Origin of the sequence: Pedobacter africanus (genome assembly GCF_040548825.1) — a bacterium.
In the GTDB taxonomy this organism is placed as follows: Bacteria; Bacteroidota; Bacteroidia; order Sphingobacteriales; family Sphingobacteriaceae; genus Pedobacter; species Pedobacter africanus_A.
Genome location: NZ_JBEPSL010000003.1, coordinates 574,748 through 594,513, shown reverse-complemented (window position 1 = coordinate 594,513; position 19,766 = coordinate 574,748). Strand labels below are relative to the sequence as shown.

Sequence of the window (19,766 nt, the reverse complement as noted above, 5' to 3'; positions counted from 1 at the left end):
ATCAACTGATTTCATCCAGATCGCGGGCAAAGGCTATGCGTTCCGGGTTTTCCTTAAGATAAAAGATCTCTATATATTCCTGTTTCGTAACCTGCAGGTCCAGCAGGTTTACAATCTTTTTTAAACTTTTTCTGTATACCCTGCGCTGATCGTCGGTATACTCCAGTTCAAAACGGATCATAGGTTGTTCATTGATATAGGTTCCGGTCTGCCCGGCACCAAGTAATTTTGCAGAAGTCCGGATCCCTTTAAATTTAATCAGGGCCGCATCATCTGTTGCCCCACCCAGCTTGCCCAGTAAAAAACCTAAAAAGAACCTGTACAACAACAATATAGCGGGGCAAATGAGCAATGGGTGGCCAAAGCCCATAAAACGCCAGCCCATGCCCTGGCTTTCGGTTTGATAAGCATACACATAATAGGCAATTACAGCAGCAACAAGTGCCAGCCAGCCTAAAAATATCATGATGAGCCGGGGTATCTTAATACTGGCCTCTGAAGTTGCAAAAATAAAATAAGGAACGCGTTTCATTTCCCTGTCAATCAAAAGATTTACCTTTTTACCAACTTCAAAACGTCTTTCATGTGGCTTAGCATCATTTATACCCATCTTTTGCACAATGTCTGTACCTACAAGGTTTTTAAAGGACAGGCCCAGTTCGTAAGTATCACAAGCTGCTCCCGGTTTAGAAAGCTTAACAGCAGTCAAAATCTTTGCTTCACGCGGCTCTCCCTCTGCCTTTAACTGTTCTACGTTTCTTTTGGCTATAAAAACCATCCATATCCATTTCCTAAAATAACCGATAAGCAGGATCAGCCACAATACAATAGATACTGCAAGAATACCAAGCGCAAGCCATGGGCTCCTGTCTATAAGCGTGCTGGTATCAAATTCACTATTAATATTGTAATACAGTATCATTGGAAAAGGGACGGCAAAAAAGAGCATGTAAAGTCCCCAAAATATCATGTAACCTTTTTTCATTTAAGCTGGCATTAATTCTTTCAATTGATTGCTGTTCAGACTTGTCCTGTTTTTTGAAAACCAGCGCAAAAACCGAGCCGCTAAACGCCTGCATTTCTGACAGCACGAAATACATCTTTAGGCTTAAAATTCCATATTTTTTTGCATTTTGCATTTAACATCAAAGATCAGGAGCATATCATGAGCAAATACCAGCAGGAATGGAAAAAGGCCATCCAAAAACACATCAAATTGAAATGGAAGGTAAAAACAAGTGGAGGCGACATCATGATCCGTGTACCTGCAGAGACCGATATGGAAAAGCTTGAAAGTAATTTTCCTGATCTGATGGCACCAATTGCGCCTACCATCCTATCGCCTAAAACCAGGCTTACCATGTATGTCGGCAATTCCGATCAGGCCGATTTCAAATTCATTCTCAGTTAGCAAATAAAGAAACAGCAAGTACAGCTGTCATTTTTTATCCCTGAATTACAAGCAATTACAAACAAATAGAATATTTATTTAATAAAAGTCTAGTAATTAAGTAGACTTTATATATATTTGCATCAGTAAACGGTTAAACGTTAAACAATATAGTCATGTGGCCGAGTGGTTAGGTGAGGGTCTGCAAAACCTTTGACGGCGGTTCGAATCCGCCCTTGACGTCAACAGTGCAATTTCTATATTGACTGCGATTAGATGTTTGGTTAGATCTAAGTTTTGTTTGAAAGCCAGGTTGGATGACCTGGCTTTTTATTTTTGTCGCAGTTCCCCCTCCATTATGGCGTAATCTCCCATATAAATGCAGCTGGGTTTCCCTTAAATTTGAGAAACAAAATAATTTAAAATCTACAGACATGAATCAAAACATTATCTGCTGGTTCGAAATCTATGTCAAAGACATGGAGCGTGCAAAGAAATTTTACAACGCCGTTATAGGTACAAATTTTATTGACAGTGCAGCGCCTGGCGATGCGCCTGGAGGCATGAAGATGTCTTTTTTCTCGTCTATGGAAAACCAGGGTGTATCTGGGGCTTTAATTGAAATGCCGGGCACCAAAGAAGGTGACGGACATTGTGTAAATACGATGGTTTATTTTCCCTGCAAGGATTGCAGTGTAGAAGAGGGCCGTATCAAAGCTGCAGGCGGAATTGTTAGCCGCTCAAAATTCTCTATCGGGGAATATGGCTTTTGTGCCATCTGTGTAGATACCGAAGGCAATCCCTTTGGCTTGTTTTCTATGGAATAATAAACCTGTAAATGGTGCCTTTATTTCCGGCAAGCAGTACAAGCTTGCCTTTTTTTGCTTTCTGTACCACATTAAAGCTCAGATCAGAAATATGATGCCAGTTTAGCCCGGCGTCCTGCGAAACATCTGTACCGGAAGTACCAGTTGCAACCAGCACTTTGGAGTTTACATAAGCCACACCAGAGCGGTAGCCGCTTACCGGTGCAGCAGGCTTTTTCCAGGTTTTACCGCCATCAGTTGTCAAAAGCACATTATTGGAGTTGTCTTTGTCCTTTAAATAGTTACCTCCAACCACCACACCTTTCTTTTTGCTGTCGAATGCCATAGAAAAAGTGCCGGTACTGGATTCGCCCTGCATAACCGGACATTTGAAAACCTTCCAGGTATAGGCATAATTATCAGAGTAATAAATGTTAGCCACGGCACCTCCTGTCGCAATCCAGGTATGGCCACCGGGCAGGGTTTTGATGGTTGTCCCGCTGGCAGCAAATCCGGCCTCACCTATCGCCAGTTCCTGTTTCAGGTTGGCCGAAATATCGCTCCAGCTTTGTCCGCCATCCTGAGTGCGCAGCAGCTGCATTTTATGCAAAATGGGATCACCAAAAATGATCCCGTTTTTAGCATCCCAAAAATCCATTCCATCCAGGAAGATGGCAGAATCCAGGTTTTTATATTGTTCTGTCCAGGTTTTGCCGCCATCAACAGTGAGCAGCACAAAGGCTGGCGAGCCGGCATTTACCACCACAGCCTTCAGTTCATCAAAAGCTTCAATATCCCTGAAGTCCAGTTTTTCATAACCTGCCGGTTGCGTCCAGGTCCAGGTTTTTCCACCGTCCAGCGTTTTGCCGATATGGCCATTGCTGCCGCTTACCCAGGCCAGGGCATCCGAAACAACCGACATACCCCTAATACTCGTATTTGTTCCGGTTGCCAGTGGCACCAGGTTATACGTTTGGCTAAAACCAATAAAAGGGAGCAGGGCCAGTAAACAGATCAGGGTTCTCATTATTTCACGCGTTTCCAGGTTTCCGATCTGCCGATCAGCGAGATGCCAATATAGCCTCTCATGTTTAGCACATCATTTCCTTTCATACTCATGTTACAGCTATAGGTTTTACCCGATTTCGGGTCATAAATTTTCCCATCTGTCCATTTACCATCGTCATACACGAAATCCTTCAGGATTTCCAGACCAAGGATGGGACGTGACTGCAAACTCTTTTCCGGGTTTTTTACATCCGTTTTTACTGTTCCCTTTTCGTCTTTAGGTTCTTTTAACCATACGATCTTACCGTAATATTTTTCACCTTTTTTGCTGATGTCTACATGGGCCTCGCCCGATGAATTGATCCATTTACCAATTATGGCATCTTTGTTCTGGGCAAGGCCCGCAAAGGAGATTGCTGTGAGCAGCAATATAAAAGAAAGTTTTTTCATAGTTACCTGTTAGTATATCTCTAAATATACTAAATGGCCTACACAAACAAAAAGTTTTATTACTTAATGGTTTCCTTTACTTCTCCGCAGGTCAGCATGCTATCGCCAAAATAAGGGTTTTTAATGTCTTTCTGATTGCTTAACCAGCTGGCACCCTTATCGTTCAGCGCCATAGGACAATACTCCACATATACTTCTCCTGAGTTCAGTCCTGCAGCCTTAACCCGGGCAATAAAATCATTGCTCAGATCGGAAAACACTGTTCTTTGTACTTCCAGATCGGTGGCGGCAGCAATTTTGGCTGCAAGCGTAGTTAGCGCACTACCATTACTCAATTCTTTGCCACCAAGCTCTATGGCACTGGCCGCTATTTTAGCTTCGGCCATATCGCCTTTTACCAATGCTGTGGTCAGATGAATGTAGTGCTGATAAACTGCATTTAGCTTATCGTCTTTGATACTTACCGCTGCAACAGATTTTTCTGTGCCGTGGTCATGCCCCTCTCCGGGTGCATGGTTATGCCCTGCATGTGGATCAGCTGCTGCAGGTTTCTGGGTGTTTCCGCAGGCTGCAAATAAGGCAATGCCAGCTACAGCAATCATGGAATAAATTGTTGTTTTCATTTTTTTGTTTTTTATGATGATAAATTAAGATTGCATTTTAAGCCCTTCGGCAGGGTTCTTCCCTTTTTTAAGTACATATTCGCTATACAGCAGGTAGGCACCGGTAACCACCACCTGGTCGCCATTTTTAAGCCCTTCCGTAATTTCAACCTGGTTATTGCTTTCCTGTCCGGTCTTTACCAGCCTTGGCTCAAAGTTATCTTTTCCGCTTTTGATCCATACATGCATCCCCTTTCCGTCCCTGATTACCGCATCAACAGGTAAGCTCAGCACCTTGCTGCTGTTCCCGCCTGGCAGGAATACATTGGCCTGCATGCCCGGCTGCCACTTGCTGCCCGGATTCGGAATGCTGCCCCTGATCTGGGTTAGCTGGCTACCAGCACTCAGCGCAGGGGTAATAAAGGCAATGCTCATTTCCTGGGGCTCGTCTTCCCAGCCCGCCACTACTACTTTCACTTTTTGCCCCTGTTTTACATTTTTTGCCTCGGCCGGATAAACATCGGCCTCTACCCAGAGCTGCCCGTAACCTTCCAGGCGGATAACCGGACTTCCCTCTGTTACATACTGGCCCTGGGTAACCGACACCTCGGCAACCACCCCGCTTTCGGGCGCATAGAACAATACAAAAGGATCCTTTTTCTGGGTTTTGGCCAGCTGTGCAATCTGGCTGTCAGACTGGCCATACAGGCGCAGTTTTTGCCTTGCCGAAGCCACGATCTGCTGTTCTATCTTGTCGCCCTTAAACTGTTTTTCCTGCGCCAGGGCCATCAGGTATTCCTGCTGAAGGGTGGCCAGCTGCTCCGAATACAGTTTATACAAAGGCTGTCCTTTGGCTACTTTTACCCCTGTTTCCCTTACATACAGTTGTTCTACCCTGCCAGCTATACGGCTCGAAATGTAACTGCTCTGTTCCGGGTTAACCACCAAACGGCCGTTCAGCTGTTTGGCTACCGAGAGGCTGGCATCCCCTACAGCCAATGTGGTAATGTTGGCCAGGGCCTGTCGTTTTTCATCTACCTTCAGTGCCTTATCGTTGCTGTTCTTTTCAAAGGGCACAAGGTCCATCCCACAGATGGGGCAGGTACCCATTTCATTTTTAATAACCTGCGGGTGCATAGGGCAGGTAAAAGTCTGCGTTTTCCCCTTGGCCTCTCCTGTCGCTTCGGGCTTTTTGCCGCTGCTGCAGGCTGCAATAAATGTTGAGGGCAGAAGCGCCATCAATGCTATGTTCTTTATAAATACTTTTCGTTCCATGATTGTGATATTTTAAATCGCGCTCTTAACGCGCTATCAACGCTCTCTGATAAAACTTTCGCTATCTACCAGGTAAGCGGCATTTTTACTCACCTCCCAATTGCTGATGTCTTCCTTAACCTGCACCATTCCGGCAATGGTAATGCCCGTATGCACTGTTTTAGGCACCACCACATTGCCTTCCTTTTTAAAGAGTACAGCTTTACCACCTAACGATACGATGGCCGCTTCGGGCAGCCACCAGGATTTCGGCAGCAATACGGGGATCCTTGCTGTAAGCAGTTCACCTACCCTGAAAGCCGGCTTATTGAGGTATACCCTGGCAATGGTAAAGTTCTCGCCATTCTTAAAAACAGGCTGGATCAGGCCAATTGAAGCCTGCTGGATGCTGCTCTTGTCGGCCGTCTTGTAAAACATAAACTTGTCTCCTTTACCGAGCAATGCGGCCAGCGCAGGTTTAAGGGAAAATTCGGCAACAAGCCTGTCGGCATTGTAAATAGTGAATACCGACTGACCTGCACTTACATACTGGCCTTCGCGCAGCATCACCGGACTGCTTGCAGGTGCCGTTGGTGCAGGGGCAGCTGCCGGTGCAGCCGAAGCAGCACCCATCCCGCTCATACCATCTCCCCCAGCCGCGGCTGGCATCGATGCCGCAGGAGCCGAAGCTGCAGGCGCAGCGGCAGATTTCTCCAGGATGTAGCCGTCGGTATGGCTGTATACCGGAATGCGGTAATTTACCTTTCCGGTTTTCAGCACCTGGTTAATGGCAGCAGCACTCATACCCAGCAACATCAAGCGTTGCCTGGCACTTTGCAGCATAGCCGGATCGGCAGCTTTTAAAAACAACAGTTCCTGCTGTGCCGCAGCCAGATCGGGCGAATAGACCTCCATAATCAGCTGGCCCTTTTTTACAGGCTGGTAATTGTATTTGATCAGCAAACGCTCTACCCTGCCGCTTACCCTGCTGGCAATATTGTTTTCATTGCGCGTGTCGTAGCTGATGATTCCCTGCGCCTCTTCGGTAAATATCTTTGTACCATATTCGGCCTTAATTACCGGAAGTTTAGATACCACCTGCTCGTTTGAAGGCTTTAGCAAATGCGAAAGGTTACTGTCTATTTTCACAACCGCAGGATCTTCGTGTGCAGCATGCGGATCTGCTTTTTTCTGTTTGCAGGCACTGATCAGCAGAACCGCAACAAGGGCAATAAGCAAAGGGCCCTTAACGATATAGTTCTTTTTCATAATCAGCAATCATTAAATATAATTTCAGTTTCTCATCAAGCACATTGGTCTGCATCATGGTTAGCGCTTCCCATGCGCCAATTACCTCGGGCAATTCCATTTTATTTTCCCTGTAGCTCAAAAAGCTTACATCCAGTGTTTTTTTCAGGGCAGGTACAATCTTGTCTTCCATCGCATCAATACGTTTCTGCATCGACTGGATCTCGAACTGCATACCGTAGAGCATACCCTGGGTTTCCTGCAGCATCGCTGCCTTTTCCTTACCCATAGCCTGTACTTCGTACTCCATTCCTTTCACTTCCGATTTGTACATTTTTGACGACCAGGGTGCAATAGGGATGCTCACCATGCCCATTACACTGAATGCCTTGGGCATCATTTTCGTTAAGGGCGACATGTGGTCAAACCTCAACTTAAAATCCGGCCGACTTTGTTTTTTCATTGCTTCTATGTTCAGCTGCATGGATTGTATATTGTAATCCATCTTTCTAATATCGTTCCGTGCCAGGGCCAGGCTGGCGGTATCTATTGATGGCTCCGGTACAAACCTGGGCTGATAGGCCGTATCAATGGCAAAACCTGCATTTCCCTGCTGGTTCATCAGGCTGTTCAGCCAGGCGCGTGCCCGGGCTATTTCACCCTCCTGCATCCTGATCATGTTCTGGTTTTCTTCCAGCTTTGATGCGGTTTTGTATACGCTGCCCAGTTTAGACTGGTTATAGGGGTACCTGATCTCTTCAATCTTTTTCATGGTTTCCATGATCTTCTGGTTTTGCTGCAGCACAGCTATTTTCTGTTCGGCTACCAGCCAGCTAAAATACAAGCGTTTGGCCTGGGCCTTATAGTCGTTTAAGGTTACGCCCCGCGTTTCATTTTCTACTTTTCCTTTCGATTCAATGTAACGCCTGTTTGCATGCAGCTTTACCGGATTGGGAATGTCCTGCTCCAGCTGCACCATAACAGAGCCTTTGTCCCTGTCGTCCATCAGCATTTGTCCGGGATAAGGTGTCATAAAAGTACCTACCCCTATCATAGGGGCCATCCAGGCAGTTGCCGCCTTTGCTGTATGCTTAAAACTTTCGGCCTTCAACCCATACGATTGCAGCAACAAATTGTTCCTGTCTATCCGCAGTAAAATGCTGTCGAGCGAAAGCACCGGCTGCTGTGCCAGGCTATGCAGCGGCAGCAGCAGTAAAATCCATACTATTTTCTTAATGATGTACATCGTGCACCTCCAGTTTTCCATATTTCCTCAATTCATACTCTTTGGACATTAAAAAGATCAGCGGGGTAACCAGCAGGATGTGTGTGGAAGAGGTAAGTACCCCGCCTATCATGGGCAGCACTATGGGCTGCATCACATCCACACCTACCCCTGTTGCCCAGAGTACGGGCACCAGTCCGAACAACGATACACAGACCGTCATCAATTTTGGCCTTAACCTTTTCGCTGCACCATGGATCACATACTCCCTCAGTTCTTCCTTAGTGATCGTTTCACTCGAGTTCCCTCTCAGTTTTACCAGCTGCTGCATGGCATCGTTCAGGTAAATGACCATCACAATACCGGTTTCTACCGCAATTCCAAACAAAGCGATAAAGCCTACTGCTACGCCTACCGATAGGTTAACGCCCCAGAAATAGATCATATAGGCTCCCCCTATCAGGGCAAAAGGAACAGTAATGAGGCTCAAAAAGGCTTCCCTTACAGAGTGAAAGGCAAAATAGAGTGAGAAAAAGATGATCACCAATACCACCGGTGCAATCCACATCAGGGTTTGCTGGCCGCGGATCAGGTTTTCGTATTGTCCGCTCCATTCCAGAAAATATCCTTCCGGCAGCACTCCTTTTTCTTTGTTCAATTTCTCCATTGCATCCTTTACGGTGCTGCCCAGGTCCCTGTCACGCACATTAAACATGACCGCACCACGTAAAATGGCATTGTCAGAACTGATCATTGGCGGGCCATCCTCAAATTTCACATCGGCCACGGCCGATAAAGGTACTTCACCAAAACCAGGCGATTGTATCGGAATGCGCTCAATACGGGCTACGCTATTGCGGTATTCCTGCGCCAGGCGTACGCTAATGGAAAAACGCTGCCTGCCTTCAATGGTATTGCCTACAGGCGCGCCGCCCAATGCACTTTCTACCACCTGGTTCACGTCATCCACATTCAGGCCGTAACGTGACAGTTCTTCTCTTTTGATATTGATAGACAGATATTTTCCCCCGGTAATGGGCTCCACAAACAAGTCGCTTACCCCCGGAGTACCTTCCAATGCGGCCTTCACCTTTTCAGATACCGCGGCAATGGTATCCAGGTTTTGTCCGAATACTTTAATGCCCACATCGGTACGGATACCCGTTGCCAGCATATTGATGCGGTTGATGATGGGCTGCGTCCAGCCATTCACTACGCCCGGGATCTGCAATTTGGCGTCAAGCTCGGTAACAATGTCTTTTTTAGTGATGCCTTCACGCCATTCGCTTTTCGGCTTCAGTGTAATGATGGTCTCGATCATACTGATGGGCGAATTGTCTGTCGCCGTACTGGCACGGCCGGCCTTTCCCAGTACTTTATCTACTTCAGGTACCGATTTGATGATCTTGTCCTGCACCTGCAAAATCCGCTTTGCCTCGGCATTGGATACATCCGGCAAAGTTACCGGCATAAACAGAATGCTCTGCTCATCCAACGGAGGGATAAATTCTGTACCCAGATTTTTAAGCAGGGGAATGGTGATCAGCAAAGCGATCACATTCACAGCTATGGTTGTTTTTCTCCATTTCAGCACCACCCTGATTACCGGTTCGTAAACCTTTTCCAGAAAGCGGTTTACCGGGTTGGCATTATCTGGTTTGAACTTGCCTTTCATAAAGAAAGAAATCAGTACAGGTGCCAGGGTGATGACCAGCAGGGCATCCACAATCATGATGAATGTTTTGGTAAAAGCCAGCGGGTGAAACAGCTTGCCTTCCTGCCCGGTTAACATAAATACAGGCAAAAAGGAGGTAATGATAATAACTGTTGCAAAAAACACGCCTCTGGAAACCTGCTTGCTCGACTTGGTGATCACCGCCAGGCGGTCTTCTTCTGTAATCCAGTCGGGCGATTTTTTAAATATATTTTTAAACCACTTGATCATGATGTTGTCGTTTTATTTTGGTTTTTTTCCCACAATTCGTAGCGCTCGGCCAGGTGTTTATAAGCATTTTCGCTCATGATGATCCCGTTGTCCACAATGACACCTATGGCCAGGGCAATCCCTGTGAGCGACATGATGTTAGAGGAAATACCGAATGCATTGAGCAGGATAAAACTGGCAGCAATGGTTATCGGGATCTGGATAATGATGCTCAGCGCACTGCGCCAGTGGAACAGGAATATAAATACGATGATCGATACCACGATCATCTCTTCAATGAGCGTATTTTTGATGGAGTCAACCGATTCTTTGATCAGCTCGCCCCTGTCGTAAACAATATCAAACTTTACACCTTTAGGCAGGCCTTTGGCGACTTCGTTCATCTTGGCCTTTACTTTATCAATCACTTCAGCGGCATTTTCGCCGTAGCGCATCACCACAATGCCACCGGCCCGTTCACCTTCACCATCCTGGTCAAATATGCCCAGCCTGGTTTCCCCGGTCATTTGTACGGTGGCCAGGTCCGATACCTTTATAGGTGTTCCGTTCTGGTTTTTAACCGGGATATTGGCGATTTCTTCCAGCGATTTGAGATAGCCTGAAGTTTTGATGATATAGCCGATATCGCTCATTTCGAACTTACGCCCACCAGATTCGTTGTTGTTGGCCCTTACCGCTGCAATCACCTGCGGCACGGTAAGTTTGTAATACAGCAGTTTATTCGGGTCTACCGTGATCTGGTATTGTTTCTGGAAACCACCAAATGAGGCAATTTCACTTACCCCCGGCACATTCTGCAGGGCAAACTTTACGTACCAGTCTTGTATGGCCCGCTGTTCGCCCAGATCCATATCCGGAGCATCGAGCGTATACCAAAGCACGTGGCCTACACCGGTCCCATCTGGCCCCAGCTGTGGCGTTACCCCATCGGGCAGGGTTTTCGAAATGGTACTGATCCGTTCCATTACCCGCTCCCGGGCCCAGTAAACATCCACATCGTCTTCAAATATCACATAGATGAAACTCATGCCGAACATAGAAGAGCCCCTGACGTATTTGATTTTAGGGATGCCCTGTAAATTGGTAACCAGCGGATAGGTTACCTGGTCTTCTATCAGTTGCGGCGAACGCCCCATCCATTCGGTAAACACAATAACCTGGTTTTCCGAAAGGTCAGGAATGGCATCTATCGGGTTCTTTTGTACGGAGAATATGCCCCATATAAATAAGCCCGCAGAAAGCACCAGTACGATAAACCGGTTCTGCATCGACCATTCTATAATTTTATGTACCATAATATTTTATAATAACCAGCTGTCTTTTTTTTTAGTGTGTTTCGCCTGCTTTACCTGTACGGTCGTACTGACAGCACTCAGGTAATTTTTCATAGGCCTCTTTTGTGGCTTTTACCTTCTCGGTATCATAGCCTACCGCGGCTACTTTCTGCTGTACCTGCTGATTGCTGATCTTTGTAGAATCGTAACTTACCGTCAGCACTTTAGTGGTTTTATTCCAGTCGGCCGCAGTTATACCAGGTACTTTAAGCGACGATTCTATTTTCTTTTTACACATGCCACAGTTACCCAATACTTTAATTTTGTCTGTTTTAGTCTGTGCAAATACAGCACTGCCAAGGAAAGTCAATACGACTACCGAAAGAATTCTCAATGAGTTCATAAAATTGTTTTTAAGAAAATGTAAATAATTGTGTTTTTAAAGCGGGATCGCTTCGGGCTGTTTTGAATGCCTGGTGCAGGTTCCGGTTTTTGGAATACAGCAAAATGCACGCAATACAGCGTCAGGTACAGGAAGTACCTGTTAAAAAAAGACAGCTGGTATTATATTCTGTAGGTACAGTTTTTCAGATAGACAGGAATTTTCGTTCCATCGGGGGGCGCATTGCTCAATGCTTCCCTGGTAATTTTTACAGGTACGGCTGGCTGGCAGTTTACAAGCAGTTCCGGAAGGATAACCACCACAGGAAGCTGATCAAACTTATAGCTGATCTGGCCTGCCTTCTGCGATTTTTCAACCTTGGCTTTTTGTTCAATGTCTTTGCAGCACGATTTCTTTTTGGACTCCGTTTTAGGCATTCCGCAGAAATCACAAACCTTCCGGGATTCTTTTTCAAAGCCCCAGCTTACCAGTTTGCCCATGCAATAATGAAAATGCACACTCGCCCCGCTGGCTATGCCCAGATAAAAGATGGCAAGAATGGTAAGCAGTGTTCTTTTCATGATCATTCAAAGGTTATAAAAAGAACGGAATTATTTTTACATAATTCCGTTCTTTTTTTACATCGTATTGTTTCTTTTACAATTCCCTTGCTGCATAACCCGCTTTTTCAATGGTATTTACCACTGTTTCTGCGTCAAGGCTGTCATTTCCTTCTATGGTAAGGATTTTATCAGGGTTATTCGTATCTACTTCCCATTTGGTTACCTCAGGGAGTTCGTTCAGGAAGGGTGTTACCGCAGCAATACATCCGCTGCATTTGATATTCGTTTTAAATTTTAGTGTTTCCATGATATTTATTTTTAAGAGTTTTATAATGATTAACTGAGTTTTGCAAGTTTAAGCCTCAGGCTATTTCCCACTACCGATACGGAGCTTAATGCCATTGCGGCCCCGGCAATCATCGGGTTCAGCAGAAAACCATTGATCGGGTACAACAGCCCGGCAGCAATAGGAATACCAATCAGGTTGTAAATAAATGCCCAGAACAGGTTCTGCCGAATGGCTTTTACGGTGAGTTTAGATAGGCGCAGGGCTTTAGGCACCTGCTGCAGATCGGAAGATACCAGGGTCATTTTGGCCACATCAATGGCAATATCCGAACCTTTGCCCATGGCGATAGAAACATCGGCCTGTGCCAGTGCCTGGCTATCGTTAATACCATCTCCAATCATGGCCACTACCTTACCTTTGGCCTGCAGTTCTTTTACAAAATCCGATTTATCTGAAGGCAGCACCTCGGCTTTGAAGTGATCAATACCAGCCTGTGCTGCTACAGAAGCCGCAGTCTGCTGGTTATCGCCGGTGAGCATGTATACGACTATACCGGCCTCTTTTAAAGCGCTGACAGCTTTGGCAGAACCGGCTTTGATCTGATCGGCTATGGCCACAATTGCAAGTACCTGCGAAGTGCTGGTAAAGTAAATTACGGTCTGGGCCAGTTGCTGCAGTTCTGTTACTTTGGCCTGCAAGGCTTCCGGAACATGCTGCCCATTTAAAATTTTATGACTGCCAGCCCAGTATTTTTCTCCATCAGCCACTGCAACCACACCCTTACCGGTTAAGCTTTCAAAATCGCTCACTGCAGCACTTTTAATGTTTTCTGCTTTCAGCTTGCGTACAATCGCTTCTGCCAGCGGGTGCTCTGAAGCCTGTTCCAGTGCCATCAATATGCCCTGAAGCTGTGTCTTATCATTCGGCAGTGCTGCGGCCCATTCTACATGGGTTACCTCAGGTTTGCCTTCGGTAATGGTACCGGTTTTGTCTAAAATTACAGCATTTACTTTATGGCCCAGTTCCAGTGCTTCGGCATCTTTAATTAAAATACCGCTTTCTGCACCTTTTCCAATACCCACCATGATTGCCGTAGGTGTTGCCAGCCCCAACGCACAAGGGCAGGCAATAACCAACACGGTAACCATAGCAAGTAATCCCTGTGTAAAGGCATGCTCGCCTCCAAATACCATCCATGCAGCCAGACTGATGATCGCAATCAGGATCACTATCGGCACAAATATGCCCGCAATTTTATCTACCAGTTTCTGTACCGGCGCTTTGGATCCCTGGGCTTCCTGCACCAGTTTAATGATCTGCGCCAGCATGGTCTCACCGCCAACTTTCTCTGCTTTGAACTTAAAGCTGCCTTTCTGGTTGATGGTTCCGGCAAAAACCTGATCACCTGCTTTTTTGGCCACAGCAACAGGCTCGCCGGTAATCATACTTTCATCTACAAAAGAACTGCCTTCATACACTACCCCATCTACAGGTACCTTCTCTCCGGAGCGTACCAGCAGCTGGTCTGCAATCTTTACATCGGCCACTGCAATTTCCTTTTCTCCGGCATCGGTTAATACAATTACCGTTTTGGGCTGTAAACCGATCAGTTTTTTAATGGCCGAAGAAGTGTTTGATTTTGCCCTTTCTTCCAGCAGTTTACCCAACATAATAAAAACGATGACTACTGCCGCGGCCTCAAAATACACATGCGGGTGCAGGCCCCTGCTGTGCCAAAATTCGGGATAAAAAGTATTGAAAACACTAAACAGATAAGCAATACCTGTACTTAAAGCCACCAGGGTATCCATATTGGCCTTCCCATATTTGGCCTGTTTCCAGGCGTTGATAAAAAAGTTACGGCCAAAGATGAACAGCACCGGCGTGGTTAAGGCCAGCATATAATAATTACCATTGGGCATGTCCATAAAGAACATCCCGATAATGACAACCGGAATGGTAAGGACCAGCGACCAGATCATTCTTTTTTTGAGCGACTGGTAGTGGTTCCTTTGCGCTTCTTCCTGAAGTTCTTTGGCTCCCTCCTGCTGTACAATCAGATCGTAGCCTATAGATTGAACTGCCTTTTGGAAAGCTTCCGGCTGAACTACATCCGGACGGTAGCTTACCTGCACAGTTTGCGTGGCATAATTAACGGCAGCTTTATCTACCCCCTCCTGTGCAGCTATAATAGATTCAACACTTACGGCACAAGCAGCACAGGTCATCCCCAGTACCGGCATCGAAATTGTTTCTACATTGTTGTTCATGACTATCTTTGTTTAATTAACAATACAAAGGTAGCACGGCAACAGCCCGGGATTTTTACAGGATTATGCGAATAGTTTATAAAATTATGTACAGCGCGCCAGTATTTAGGTTATCCTTTAGTCCTTAAAACACTGGCAATGCCAGAAAAACCCATCGAAACGGCATGCTGCAGGGCCGTAACCCCGTTTTTGTCGGGAATGCTGGTATCACACCCTGCATCTACCAGGACCTGAACAATTTCTACATATTTACTACTGCCATTACCCAGCACAACGGCTTCCATCAGGCCTGTCCAGCCCAACCTGTTCACATGGTTAATGGGAAAGCCTTTTGTGTTGGCCAGCAGCCTTACAGCTTCAACATGTCCTCTTTCACAGGCCGGGATAAGTGCTGTCCCGTTGTACCGGTTAAAAATATCGAAACGCGCTCCATTAGCCAGAAAAAGCTTAAGCAAGGCCACATTTCCAGAAGCACCTGCATATAAAAAAGGGCTGTCGTGTATATCATCCTGCTGGTTTACATCAGCTTTATAGGAAACCAGTAGTTTTGCCATCTCCAGATCGTTCAGCTGTGTTGCCATCAGCAGCAGCGATTTGCTGTTTTTGTCTTTAGTATTCACATCTGCACCTTTTTTTAGGGCAGCAGATACCACATCCAGCTGTTTATTTTTAACAGCCTCAATAATCGTGATTTGTTCAGTAGCTAGATTTTGCATATCAGTAGATGCTTTGCAGGAGTTTAAAAAAATCAATGAAAAGATTAAGATCAGGTTGTGCTTCATGTCCATAACATTCGATTTCTTTCAAAGTTAGCTGCACTAAAATTCAAAAAGATGGAGTATTCCTGTCAGAACTTGGACAATTTATAACTATTCCCTGAATTGCCTTGGGGAGGTGCCTGTCTGGGCCTTAAAAAACCTGGAAAAATAAGCCAGGTCGTAAAACCCCAGTTCAAAGGCAATCTCTTTTACAGATTTTTCTGAAGCATGCAAAAGACGTTTGGCTTCCAGTATTACCCTGTTCTGGATGAGCTGGGTAGCCGACGCATTAAAATGCCTTTTGCAAAGAATGTTCAGGTAATTGGCCGTGATGTTGAGCTTACCGGCGTAAAAGGTAACTGATTTTTCTTCTTTAAAATGGAGATCAATTAGCGAATGGAACTTAAACAGGCCCGGTTTTGCCTTATAAACGGTCAAATCGTTAAACTTGTTTTCTGCTTCATGACTTACCAGGCTGGCAATAATCCTGCTGCGCAAGTTCACAATATCCCATAACACGGGCTTTGCAGTAAGTTCACTTTGTATGGCCTTGAACTCGTACAGGAGTTTTTGAAAAACTTCCGGGTTCAGCTCAATTACCGGATGGTTTCTATAATGTGCAAAGGAGAACCTTAGGGAGTTGGCAAAGGTCTCAAAAACACTTCTGCTGATCATCAGCTGATAAGCAGAAGTGTCTGTTCCGAATTCCCAGCGGTGCACCTGGTCTGGAAACAGCAGGTGCATCTGGTTGCCCCTTACTTCATAATCCACAAAATCAATGGAATGTGTTCCGCTTCCCGTTCCAAACAGCAGGAAAACAAAGAAATCGTGTTTATGAGGTTTTTCAATGAGCCGCTCCCCGTGTATCTCATGATAAAGCAGGCTGTTATCTGCAGCCAGGTTATTCTGAAATTCCTTTATACCAAGTACCGGGAAATGCTCCTTCATAAGGAGAAAGTTAGGAAAATTATCCTAAACGAATGCTTTTGCAAATTCTGTTGCAAAATCCTCCAGCTTTATTTTTCCCAGTGAAGCCGGTCTGTTGTTAAAATAATGTGCATATAATATACGGCTGCGGGTAGCTGCCCCCATTTCTACATAACTTTTGGCCATCACCTCTGGCAAACCTGCCTGCAGCATACCCTGTAAAGCATCTTCGTCATTAAATTCTACCCATGGCAGTTCAGGTTTGCCAATGGCAGTACCCAATACCTTAGCCACATTGGCTGCAGTGGTTTCATCACTGGCAATATAACGTACACTCTTGCCTTCAAAACCTTGCTGCAATTCTTCGGCGGCAGCAGCAGCAATATCGTTAGGGTGTACCAGCACCAACGGCGTTTCCGCGTCATAATTTGAACCCAGAATGCCCGCATGCTTAATCATATCCACATTTCCGTAAAAATTGGTGTAAAAATAGGCCGGGCGCAGGTGTTTAACCGCTACGCCCTCCAATTCAGCGTAAGCTTGTTCTACATCGTGCAGGCCTGAAATAGGGCCTGTTCCGCCATCCAGATGAGCACCTATACTGCTCAGGTTAACTACCTTGTTTACACCAGAAGTCTTAATGGCCTCTGCATATTTTTTGCCTGTTGCACCAATAAACTCCCTGATGTTTGAAGCCCCAAAATTTGGTGGCACCATGGTGTAAATAGCATCTTTACCTTTAAACGTTGCCGTAAGGAAATCCACATTTTCTACAGAGCCAATAGCCGCTGTTGCGCCCAGCGCTTCAATTGCCCCGGCCTTATCCGGATTGCTGCTGATGATGGTTACCTGATGTCCGGCAGCAATTAAAGTTTCTGCCAGTGGTTTGCTGATATTTCCGAGTGATCCTGTGATTGTAAAATTCATGTTGATATATTTTTAAAATGTTGAATACAAAGGTATATTTGTACTTACTTTTATACAAGTACTTACCCCAAAGTATGTAACATGACAGCGATTAAAGAAAGCTCTACGCGTAATTTCAACAAACAGGCATCTGCCAGCTATTGCCCTGTTACTTATGTGATGAACAAAATTGGCGGGCATTGGAAGCCCATTATTTTATACCACCTTTCAAATGGCCCAAAACGCTACAGCGAATTAAAACGCGCCATTCCTGAAATTACAGAAAAAATGCTGATCCAACATTTGAAACAACTGCAGGAAGATGACCTGGTACTCAGAACTGCCGAACCGGTGGTGCCTCCCTTTGTAACCTATTCTTTAACCTCTTCTGGCGCAGGCCTGCAGCCCGTGCTCAACGCTATGGCTACCTGGGGGCTGGACGACATGCAGCAAAAACATAAAGTATGAACAACCCGGGCACACAACAACGCATTGCAAAAATGACTTTTGCCTCGGTTTACCCCATGTATGTAGCAAAGGTTGAAAAGAAAGGCAGGACAAAAGAGGAACTGCACCAGGTGATAACATGGCTAACCGGTTTTGACGACAGGAAACTGCAGCAATTGATTGAAGAAAAAGCGACTTTTGAAACTTTCTTTCAGCAGGCCGTTCTTAACCCCAATGCAACGCGCATTACCGGCGTCATCTGCGGGTACCGGATAGAGGAAATCGAAGAACCTTTAACCCGGCAGGTACGTTACCTGGATAAACTGGTAGACGAACTGGCAAAGGGCAGAAAAATGGAGAAAATATTGAGAAGTTCCTGATGCTATTTTTTTTCTTTGATCTGCTGCAGCAAGCCGGATAGTTCCTTCACTTTTTCAGGGTGTTTAGCAGCCAGGTTATGCTGTTCAGCAATATCTTCATTTAAATTGTAAAGCTGTGGGCTTTCCAGGTTCCCCGATTCAATTCCCACCTCTTTCATAAACGCCGGGCCTTTTGAAGGGCTGATGTATTTCCAGCCATCTTTAACTACAGAAAGCGCCCCGCCCTGTTGTACCAATACCGAACGTCCTTTTTGCGATTTTCCGGTTAAGGCGTCGATCAGGTTTTCACTATCAGGAGCTTCTCCTGCTGCAACTTTTTGCCCCAGCAATCCGGCAAAAGAGGCCAGTAAGTCCATCTGGCTTACCAAAGCCTTAGAAATTTGTGGTTTAACCTGGCTTTTCCAGCTCAATATAAAAGGTACACGGGTACCGCCTTCAAATGCGCTGTACTTACCACCCCGTAGTTTTCCGGCAGGCATATGTCCGTTCTGCCGGGTTACGGCTTCATCCTGGTAGCCATCATCAAGTACCGGCCCGTTATCGCTGGTAAATATAATCATGGTATTTTTCTCGATCCCGAGTGCAGCCAGCTGTTTCATGATTTCCCCTACGGTCCAGTCGAGCTGCAAAATGGCATCGCCCCTTAAACCCAGGCCGCTCTTACCTTTAAAACGTGTGGCAGGCATGCGGGGTACATGTGGCTCTGTAAGTGCAAAATACAGAAAGAAGGGCCTGCTCCGGTTCTCCTCAATAAAATGCCGGGCTGTAGCCAGAAAGGTAGTGGACACCTCTTCATCAACCCACCTGGCCATTTTACCACCGCTCATGTAGCCTATCCGCCCAATACCGTTTACTATGGTTTGATTATGCCCCTGGCCTGCTGAAGACTGCATTTTTAACAGTTCGGGGTGCTCCTTTCCGGTAGGTTCATCGCCTACTTTCTTTACATAATCAACCGCTATTGGGTCATTGGCATCAAGTGCAACCACCTTATGGTTCTCTAAAAATACGGTAGGTACCCTATCGGCAGTAGCCGGAAAAATGAAAGAATAGTCGAAGCCAACCTCATTAGGGCCGGGCTTTACCTCTCCGTTCCAATCTTTGGCCACGGCCGCTCCAAGGCCCAGATGCCACTTACCTACTATTGCGGTTTTGTAGCCTGCTGTTTTGAACAGCTTAGGTAAGGTAAGTTTATCTGTTGGAATAATCAATGCCGCATCCCCAGGCAAAATACCGGTTCCCTGTTTGCGCCATGGGTACTGACCGGTCATTAAAGCATAGCGGGAAGGGGTGCAGGTTGCCGAAGTACAATGGGCATCCGTAAAACGGATTCCGGAGGCGGCAAGCCTGTCCAGGTTCGGGGTCTTTATTTTCTCCGCACCATAACAGCTCAAATCCCCGTACCCCAAATCATCTGCATAAATGTAAATGACATTGGGTTTCTGGGCATTGGCAGCCAGGGTAAATGCAAGCATGCAAAGGGTTAACCAGGTTCTTGTTTTCATTTGTGAATAGTTGTTTTGGGCTGGTGGCGCAGCATCAGACCGTTGAATTTCTACATAACCGGTCTTCTTTAACGAAGGTAGCAAATAGTTCATGACAAAACTATTTTCGTAGCTTAGTAGTTTAACTTTATAATCGA

The 19,766-nt window shown here is 45.8% G+C and carries 21 protein-coding genes and 1 tRNA gene; 5 read left to right on the top strand and 17 right to left on the bottom strand.

What is annotated here, in order from left to right:
* Position 1: 1 nt before the first annotated feature.
* The gene (locus tag ABIE26_RS18295; RefSeq protein WP_310144552.1) at positions 2 to 985 is read right to left on the bottom strand and encodes a hypothetical protein; all 984 of its coding nucleotides are present in this window, start codon (positions 983 to 985) and stop codon (positions 2 to 4) included.
* A gap of 141 nt (positions 986 to 1,126) precedes the next feature.
* Here ABIE26_RS18295 and ABIE26_RS18290 point away from each other — a divergent pair, with 141 nt between their 5' ends.
* The 3 genes from ABIE26_RS18290 (at position 1,127) to ABIE26_RS18280 (ending at position 2,217) form a co-directional block, all read left to right on the top strand.
* Complete coding sequence (locus tag ABIE26_RS18290) at positions 1,127 to 1,411, top strand: hypothetical protein (RefSeq protein WP_310144549.1); 285 nt, start codon at positions 1,127 to 1,129, stop codon at positions 1,409 to 1,411.
* A gap of 151 nt (positions 1,412 to 1,562) precedes the next feature.
* Positions 1,563 to 1,633: transfer RNA gene (locus ABIE26_RS18285), tRNA-Cys, on the top strand.
* Positions 1,634 to 1,824: 191 nt separating this feature from the next.
* Positions 1,825 to 2,217 (top strand): VOC family protein, encoded by a 393-nt coding sequence (locus tag ABIE26_RS18280; protein WP_310144546.1) that lies wholly within the window; start codon positions 1,825 to 1,827, stop codon positions 2,215 to 2,217.
* Here ABIE26_RS18280 and ABIE26_RS18275 read toward each other — a convergent pair.
* The 15 genes from ABIE26_RS18275 to ABIE26_RS18205 form a co-directional block, all read right to left on the bottom strand.
* Positions 2,207 to 3,223, bottom strand: coding sequence for a WD40/YVTN/BNR-like repeat-containing protein (locus ABIE26_RS18275; RefSeq protein WP_310144543.1), 1,017 nt, complete (start codon positions 3,221 to 3,223; stop codon positions 2,207 to 2,209). The two genes, ABIE26_RS18280 and ABIE26_RS18275, sit on opposite strands and share 11 nt — an antisense overlap.
* A complete protein-coding gene (locus ABIE26_RS18270; protein WP_310144540.1) occupies positions 3,223 to 3,654 on the bottom strand; it encodes a DUF2147 domain-containing protein in 432 nt (143 codons plus the stop codon). Before ABIE26_RS18270 ends, ABIE26_RS18275 begins: the two co-directional genes overlap by 1 nt.
* Before the next feature lie 59 nt (positions 3,655 to 3,713).
* Entirely contained in the window at positions 3,714 to 4,277 is a 564-nt protein-coding gene (locus ABIE26_RS18265; RefSeq protein WP_310144537.1) for a DUF3347 domain-containing protein, read from the bottom strand.
* 24 nt (positions 4,278 to 4,301) lie between these two features.
* Complete coding sequence (locus tag ABIE26_RS18260) at positions 4,302 to 5,531, bottom strand: efflux RND transporter periplasmic adaptor subunit (protein ID WP_310144535.1); 1,230 nt, start codon at positions 5,529 to 5,531, stop codon at positions 4,302 to 4,304.
* A 36-nt stretch (positions 5,532 to 5,567) separates the two neighbouring features.
* Positions 5,568 to 6,779, bottom strand: a complete 1,212-nt coding sequence (locus ABIE26_RS18255; protein WP_310144532.1) for an efflux RND transporter periplasmic adaptor subunit — start codon at positions 6,777 to 6,779, stop codon at positions 5,568 to 5,570.
* Positions 6,757 to 8,025, bottom strand: coding sequence for a TolC family protein (locus tag ABIE26_RS18250; RefSeq protein WP_354376237.1), 1,269 nt, complete (start codon positions 8,023 to 8,025; stop codon positions 6,757 to 6,759). Before ABIE26_RS18250 ends, ABIE26_RS18255 begins: the two co-directional genes overlap by 23 nt.
* On the bottom strand, positions 7,991 to 9,928 hold the full coding sequence (locus tag ABIE26_RS18245) for an efflux RND transporter permease subunit (RefSeq protein ID WP_310144526.1): 1,938 nt from the start codon (positions 9,926 to 9,928) through the stop codon (positions 7,991 to 7,993). Before ABIE26_RS18245 ends, ABIE26_RS18250 begins: the two co-directional genes overlap by 35 nt.
* Positions 9,925 to 11,223 carry an efflux RND transporter permease subunit gene (locus tag ABIE26_RS18240; protein WP_310144522.1) on the bottom strand — a complete coding sequence of 433 codons (1,299 nt, stop codon included), beginning with the start codon at positions 11,221 to 11,223 and terminating at the stop codon, positions 9,925 to 9,927. Before ABIE26_RS18240 ends, ABIE26_RS18245 begins: the two co-directional genes overlap by 4 nt.
* Positions 11,224 to 11,254: 31 nt before the next feature.
* A complete protein-coding gene (locus ABIE26_RS18235; RefSeq protein ID WP_310144520.1) occupies positions 11,255 to 11,605 on the bottom strand; it encodes a heavy-metal-associated domain-containing protein in 351 nt (116 codons plus the stop codon).
* A 161-nt stretch (positions 11,606 to 11,766) separates the two neighbouring features.
* Positions 11,767 to 12,165 carry an HYC_CC_PP family protein gene (locus ABIE26_RS18230; protein ID WP_310144517.1) on the bottom strand — a complete coding sequence of 133 codons (399 nt, stop codon included), beginning with the start codon at positions 12,163 to 12,165 and terminating at the stop codon, positions 11,767 to 11,769.
* 76 nt (positions 12,166 to 12,241) lie between these two features.
* Positions 12,242 to 12,454 (bottom strand): heavy-metal-associated domain-containing protein, encoded by a 213-nt coding sequence (locus tag ABIE26_RS18225; RefSeq protein WP_084236954.1) that lies wholly within the window; start codon positions 12,452 to 12,454, stop codon positions 12,242 to 12,244.
* 29 nt (positions 12,455 to 12,483) lie between these two features.
* On the bottom strand, positions 12,484 to 14,706 hold the full coding sequence (locus ABIE26_RS18220) for a heavy metal translocating P-type ATPase (RefSeq protein WP_310144512.1): 2,223 nt from the start codon (positions 14,704 to 14,706) through the stop codon (positions 12,484 to 12,486).
* Between the two features lie 110 nt (positions 14,707 to 14,816).
* Positions 14,817 to 15,488 (bottom strand): ankyrin repeat domain-containing protein, encoded by a 672-nt coding sequence (locus ABIE26_RS18215; protein ID WP_354376244.1) that lies wholly within the window; start codon positions 15,486 to 15,488, stop codon positions 14,817 to 14,819.
* 87 nt (positions 15,489 to 15,575) lie between these two features.
* The gene (locus tag ABIE26_RS18210) at positions 15,576 to 16,412 is read right to left on the bottom strand and encodes a helix-turn-helix domain-containing protein (RefSeq protein WP_310144508.1); all 837 of its coding nucleotides are present in this window, start codon (positions 16,410 to 16,412) and stop codon (positions 15,576 to 15,578) included.
* A gap of 24 nt (positions 16,413 to 16,436) precedes the next feature.
* Positions 16,437 to 17,318 (bottom strand): NAD(P)H-binding protein, encoded by an 882-nt coding sequence (locus ABIE26_RS18205; protein ID WP_310144506.1) that lies wholly within the window; start codon positions 17,316 to 17,318, stop codon positions 16,437 to 16,439.
* A gap of 81 nt (positions 17,319 to 17,399) precedes the next feature.
* Here ABIE26_RS18205 and ABIE26_RS18200 point away from each other — a divergent pair, with 81 nt between their 5' ends.
* Together ABIE26_RS18200 and ABIE26_RS18195 are read left to right on the top strand one after the other, a co-directional pair.
* On the top strand, positions 17,400 to 17,765 hold the full coding sequence (locus ABIE26_RS18200; protein ID WP_310144504.1) for a winged helix-turn-helix transcriptional regulator: 366 nt from the start codon (positions 17,400 to 17,402) through the stop codon (positions 17,763 to 17,765).
* The gene (locus tag ABIE26_RS18195; protein WP_310144501.1) at positions 17,762 to 18,124 is read left to right on the top strand and encodes a DUF2200 domain-containing protein; all 363 of its coding nucleotides are present in this window, start codon (positions 17,762 to 17,764) and stop codon (positions 18,122 to 18,124) included. Before ABIE26_RS18200 ends, ABIE26_RS18195 begins: the two co-directional genes overlap by 4 nt.
* Positions 18,125 to 18,126: 2 nt before the next feature.
* Here the strand turns inward: ABIE26_RS18195 and ABIE26_RS18190 are convergent, their stop codons facing one another.
* Positions 18,127 to 19,722 (bottom strand): sulfatase family protein, encoded by a 1,596-nt coding sequence (locus tag ABIE26_RS18190; protein ID WP_310144499.1) that lies wholly within the window; start codon positions 19,720 to 19,722, stop codon positions 18,127 to 18,129.
* Positions 19,723 to 19,766: the final 44 nt, after the last annotated feature.

Bases quoted from the DNA above. Each gene is read 5' to 3' on its own strand.
- ABIE26_RS18205 (WP_310144506.1), bottom strand. From the start codon at position 17,318: ATGAATTTTACAATCACAGGATCACTCGGAAATATCAGCAAACCACTG.
- ABIE26_RS18215 (WP_354376244.1), bottom strand. From the start codon at position 15,488: ATGAAGCACAACCTGATCTTAATCTTTTCATTGATTTTTTTAAACTCC.
- ABIE26_RS18280 (WP_310144546.1), top strand. From the start codon at position 1,825: ATGAATCAAAACATTATCTGCTGGTTCGAAATCTATGTCAAAGACATG.
- ABIE26_RS18250 (WP_354376237.1), bottom strand. From the start codon at position 8,025: ATGGAAAACTGGAGGTGCACGATGTACATCATTAAGAAAATAGTATGG.
- ABIE26_RS18295 (WP_310144552.1), bottom strand. From the start codon at position 985: ATGAAAAAAGGTTACATGATATTTTGGGGACTTTACATGCTCTTTTTT.
- ABIE26_RS18190 (WP_310144499.1), bottom strand. From the start codon at position 19,722: ATGAACTATTTGCTACCTTCGTTAAAGAAGACCGGTTATGTAGAAATT.
- ABIE26_RS18230 (WP_310144517.1), bottom strand. From the start codon at position 12,165: ATGAAAAGAACACTGCTTACCATTCTTGCCATCTTTTATCTGGGCATA.
- ABIE26_RS18220 (WP_310144512.1), bottom strand. From the start codon at position 14,706: ATGAACAACAATGTAGAAACAATTTCGATGCCGGTACTGGGGATGACC.
- ABIE26_RS18275 (WP_310144543.1), bottom strand. From the start codon at position 3,223: ATGAGAACCCTGATCTGTTTACTGGCCCTGCTCCCTTTTATTGGTTTT.
- ABIE26_RS18200 (WP_310144504.1), top strand. From the start codon at position 17,400: ATGACAGCGATTAAAGAAAGCTCTACGCGTAATTTCAACAAACAGGCA.
- ABIE26_RS18245 (WP_310144526.1), bottom strand. From the start codon at position 9,928: ATGATCAAGTGGTTTAAAAATATATTTAAAAAATCGCCCGACTGGATT.
- ABIE26_RS18210 (WP_310144508.1), bottom strand. From the start codon at position 16,412: ATGAAGGAGCATTTCCCGGTACTTGGTATAAAGGAATTTCAGAATAAC.
- ABIE26_RS18270 (WP_310144540.1), bottom strand. From the start codon at position 3,654: ATGAAAAAACTTTCTTTTATATTGCTGCTCACAGCAATCTCCTTTGCG.
- ABIE26_RS18265 (WP_310144537.1), bottom strand. From the start codon at position 4,277: ATGAAAACAACAATTTATTCCATGATTGCTGTAGCTGGCATTGCCTTA.
- ABIE26_RS18195 (WP_310144501.1), top strand. From the start codon at position 17,762: ATGAACAACCCGGGCACACAACAACGCATTGCAAAAATGACTTTTGCC.
- ABIE26_RS18255 (WP_310144532.1), bottom strand. From the start codon at position 6,779: ATGAAAAAGAACTATATCGTTAAGGGCCCTTTGCTTATTGCCCTTGTT.
- ABIE26_RS18240 (WP_310144522.1), bottom strand. From the start codon at position 11,223: ATGGTACATAAAATTATAGAATGGTCGATGCAGAACCGGTTTATCGTA.
- ABIE26_RS18235 (WP_310144520.1), bottom strand. From the start codon at position 11,605: ATGAACTCATTGAGAATTCTTTCGGTAGTCGTATTGACTTTCCTTGGC.
- ABIE26_RS18260 (WP_310144535.1), bottom strand. From the start codon at position 5,531: ATGGAACGAAAAGTATTTATAAAGAACATAGCATTGATGGCGCTTCTG.
- ABIE26_RS18225 (WP_084236954.1), bottom strand. From the start codon at position 12,454: ATGGAAACACTAAAATTTAAAACGAATATCAAATGCAGCGGATGTATT.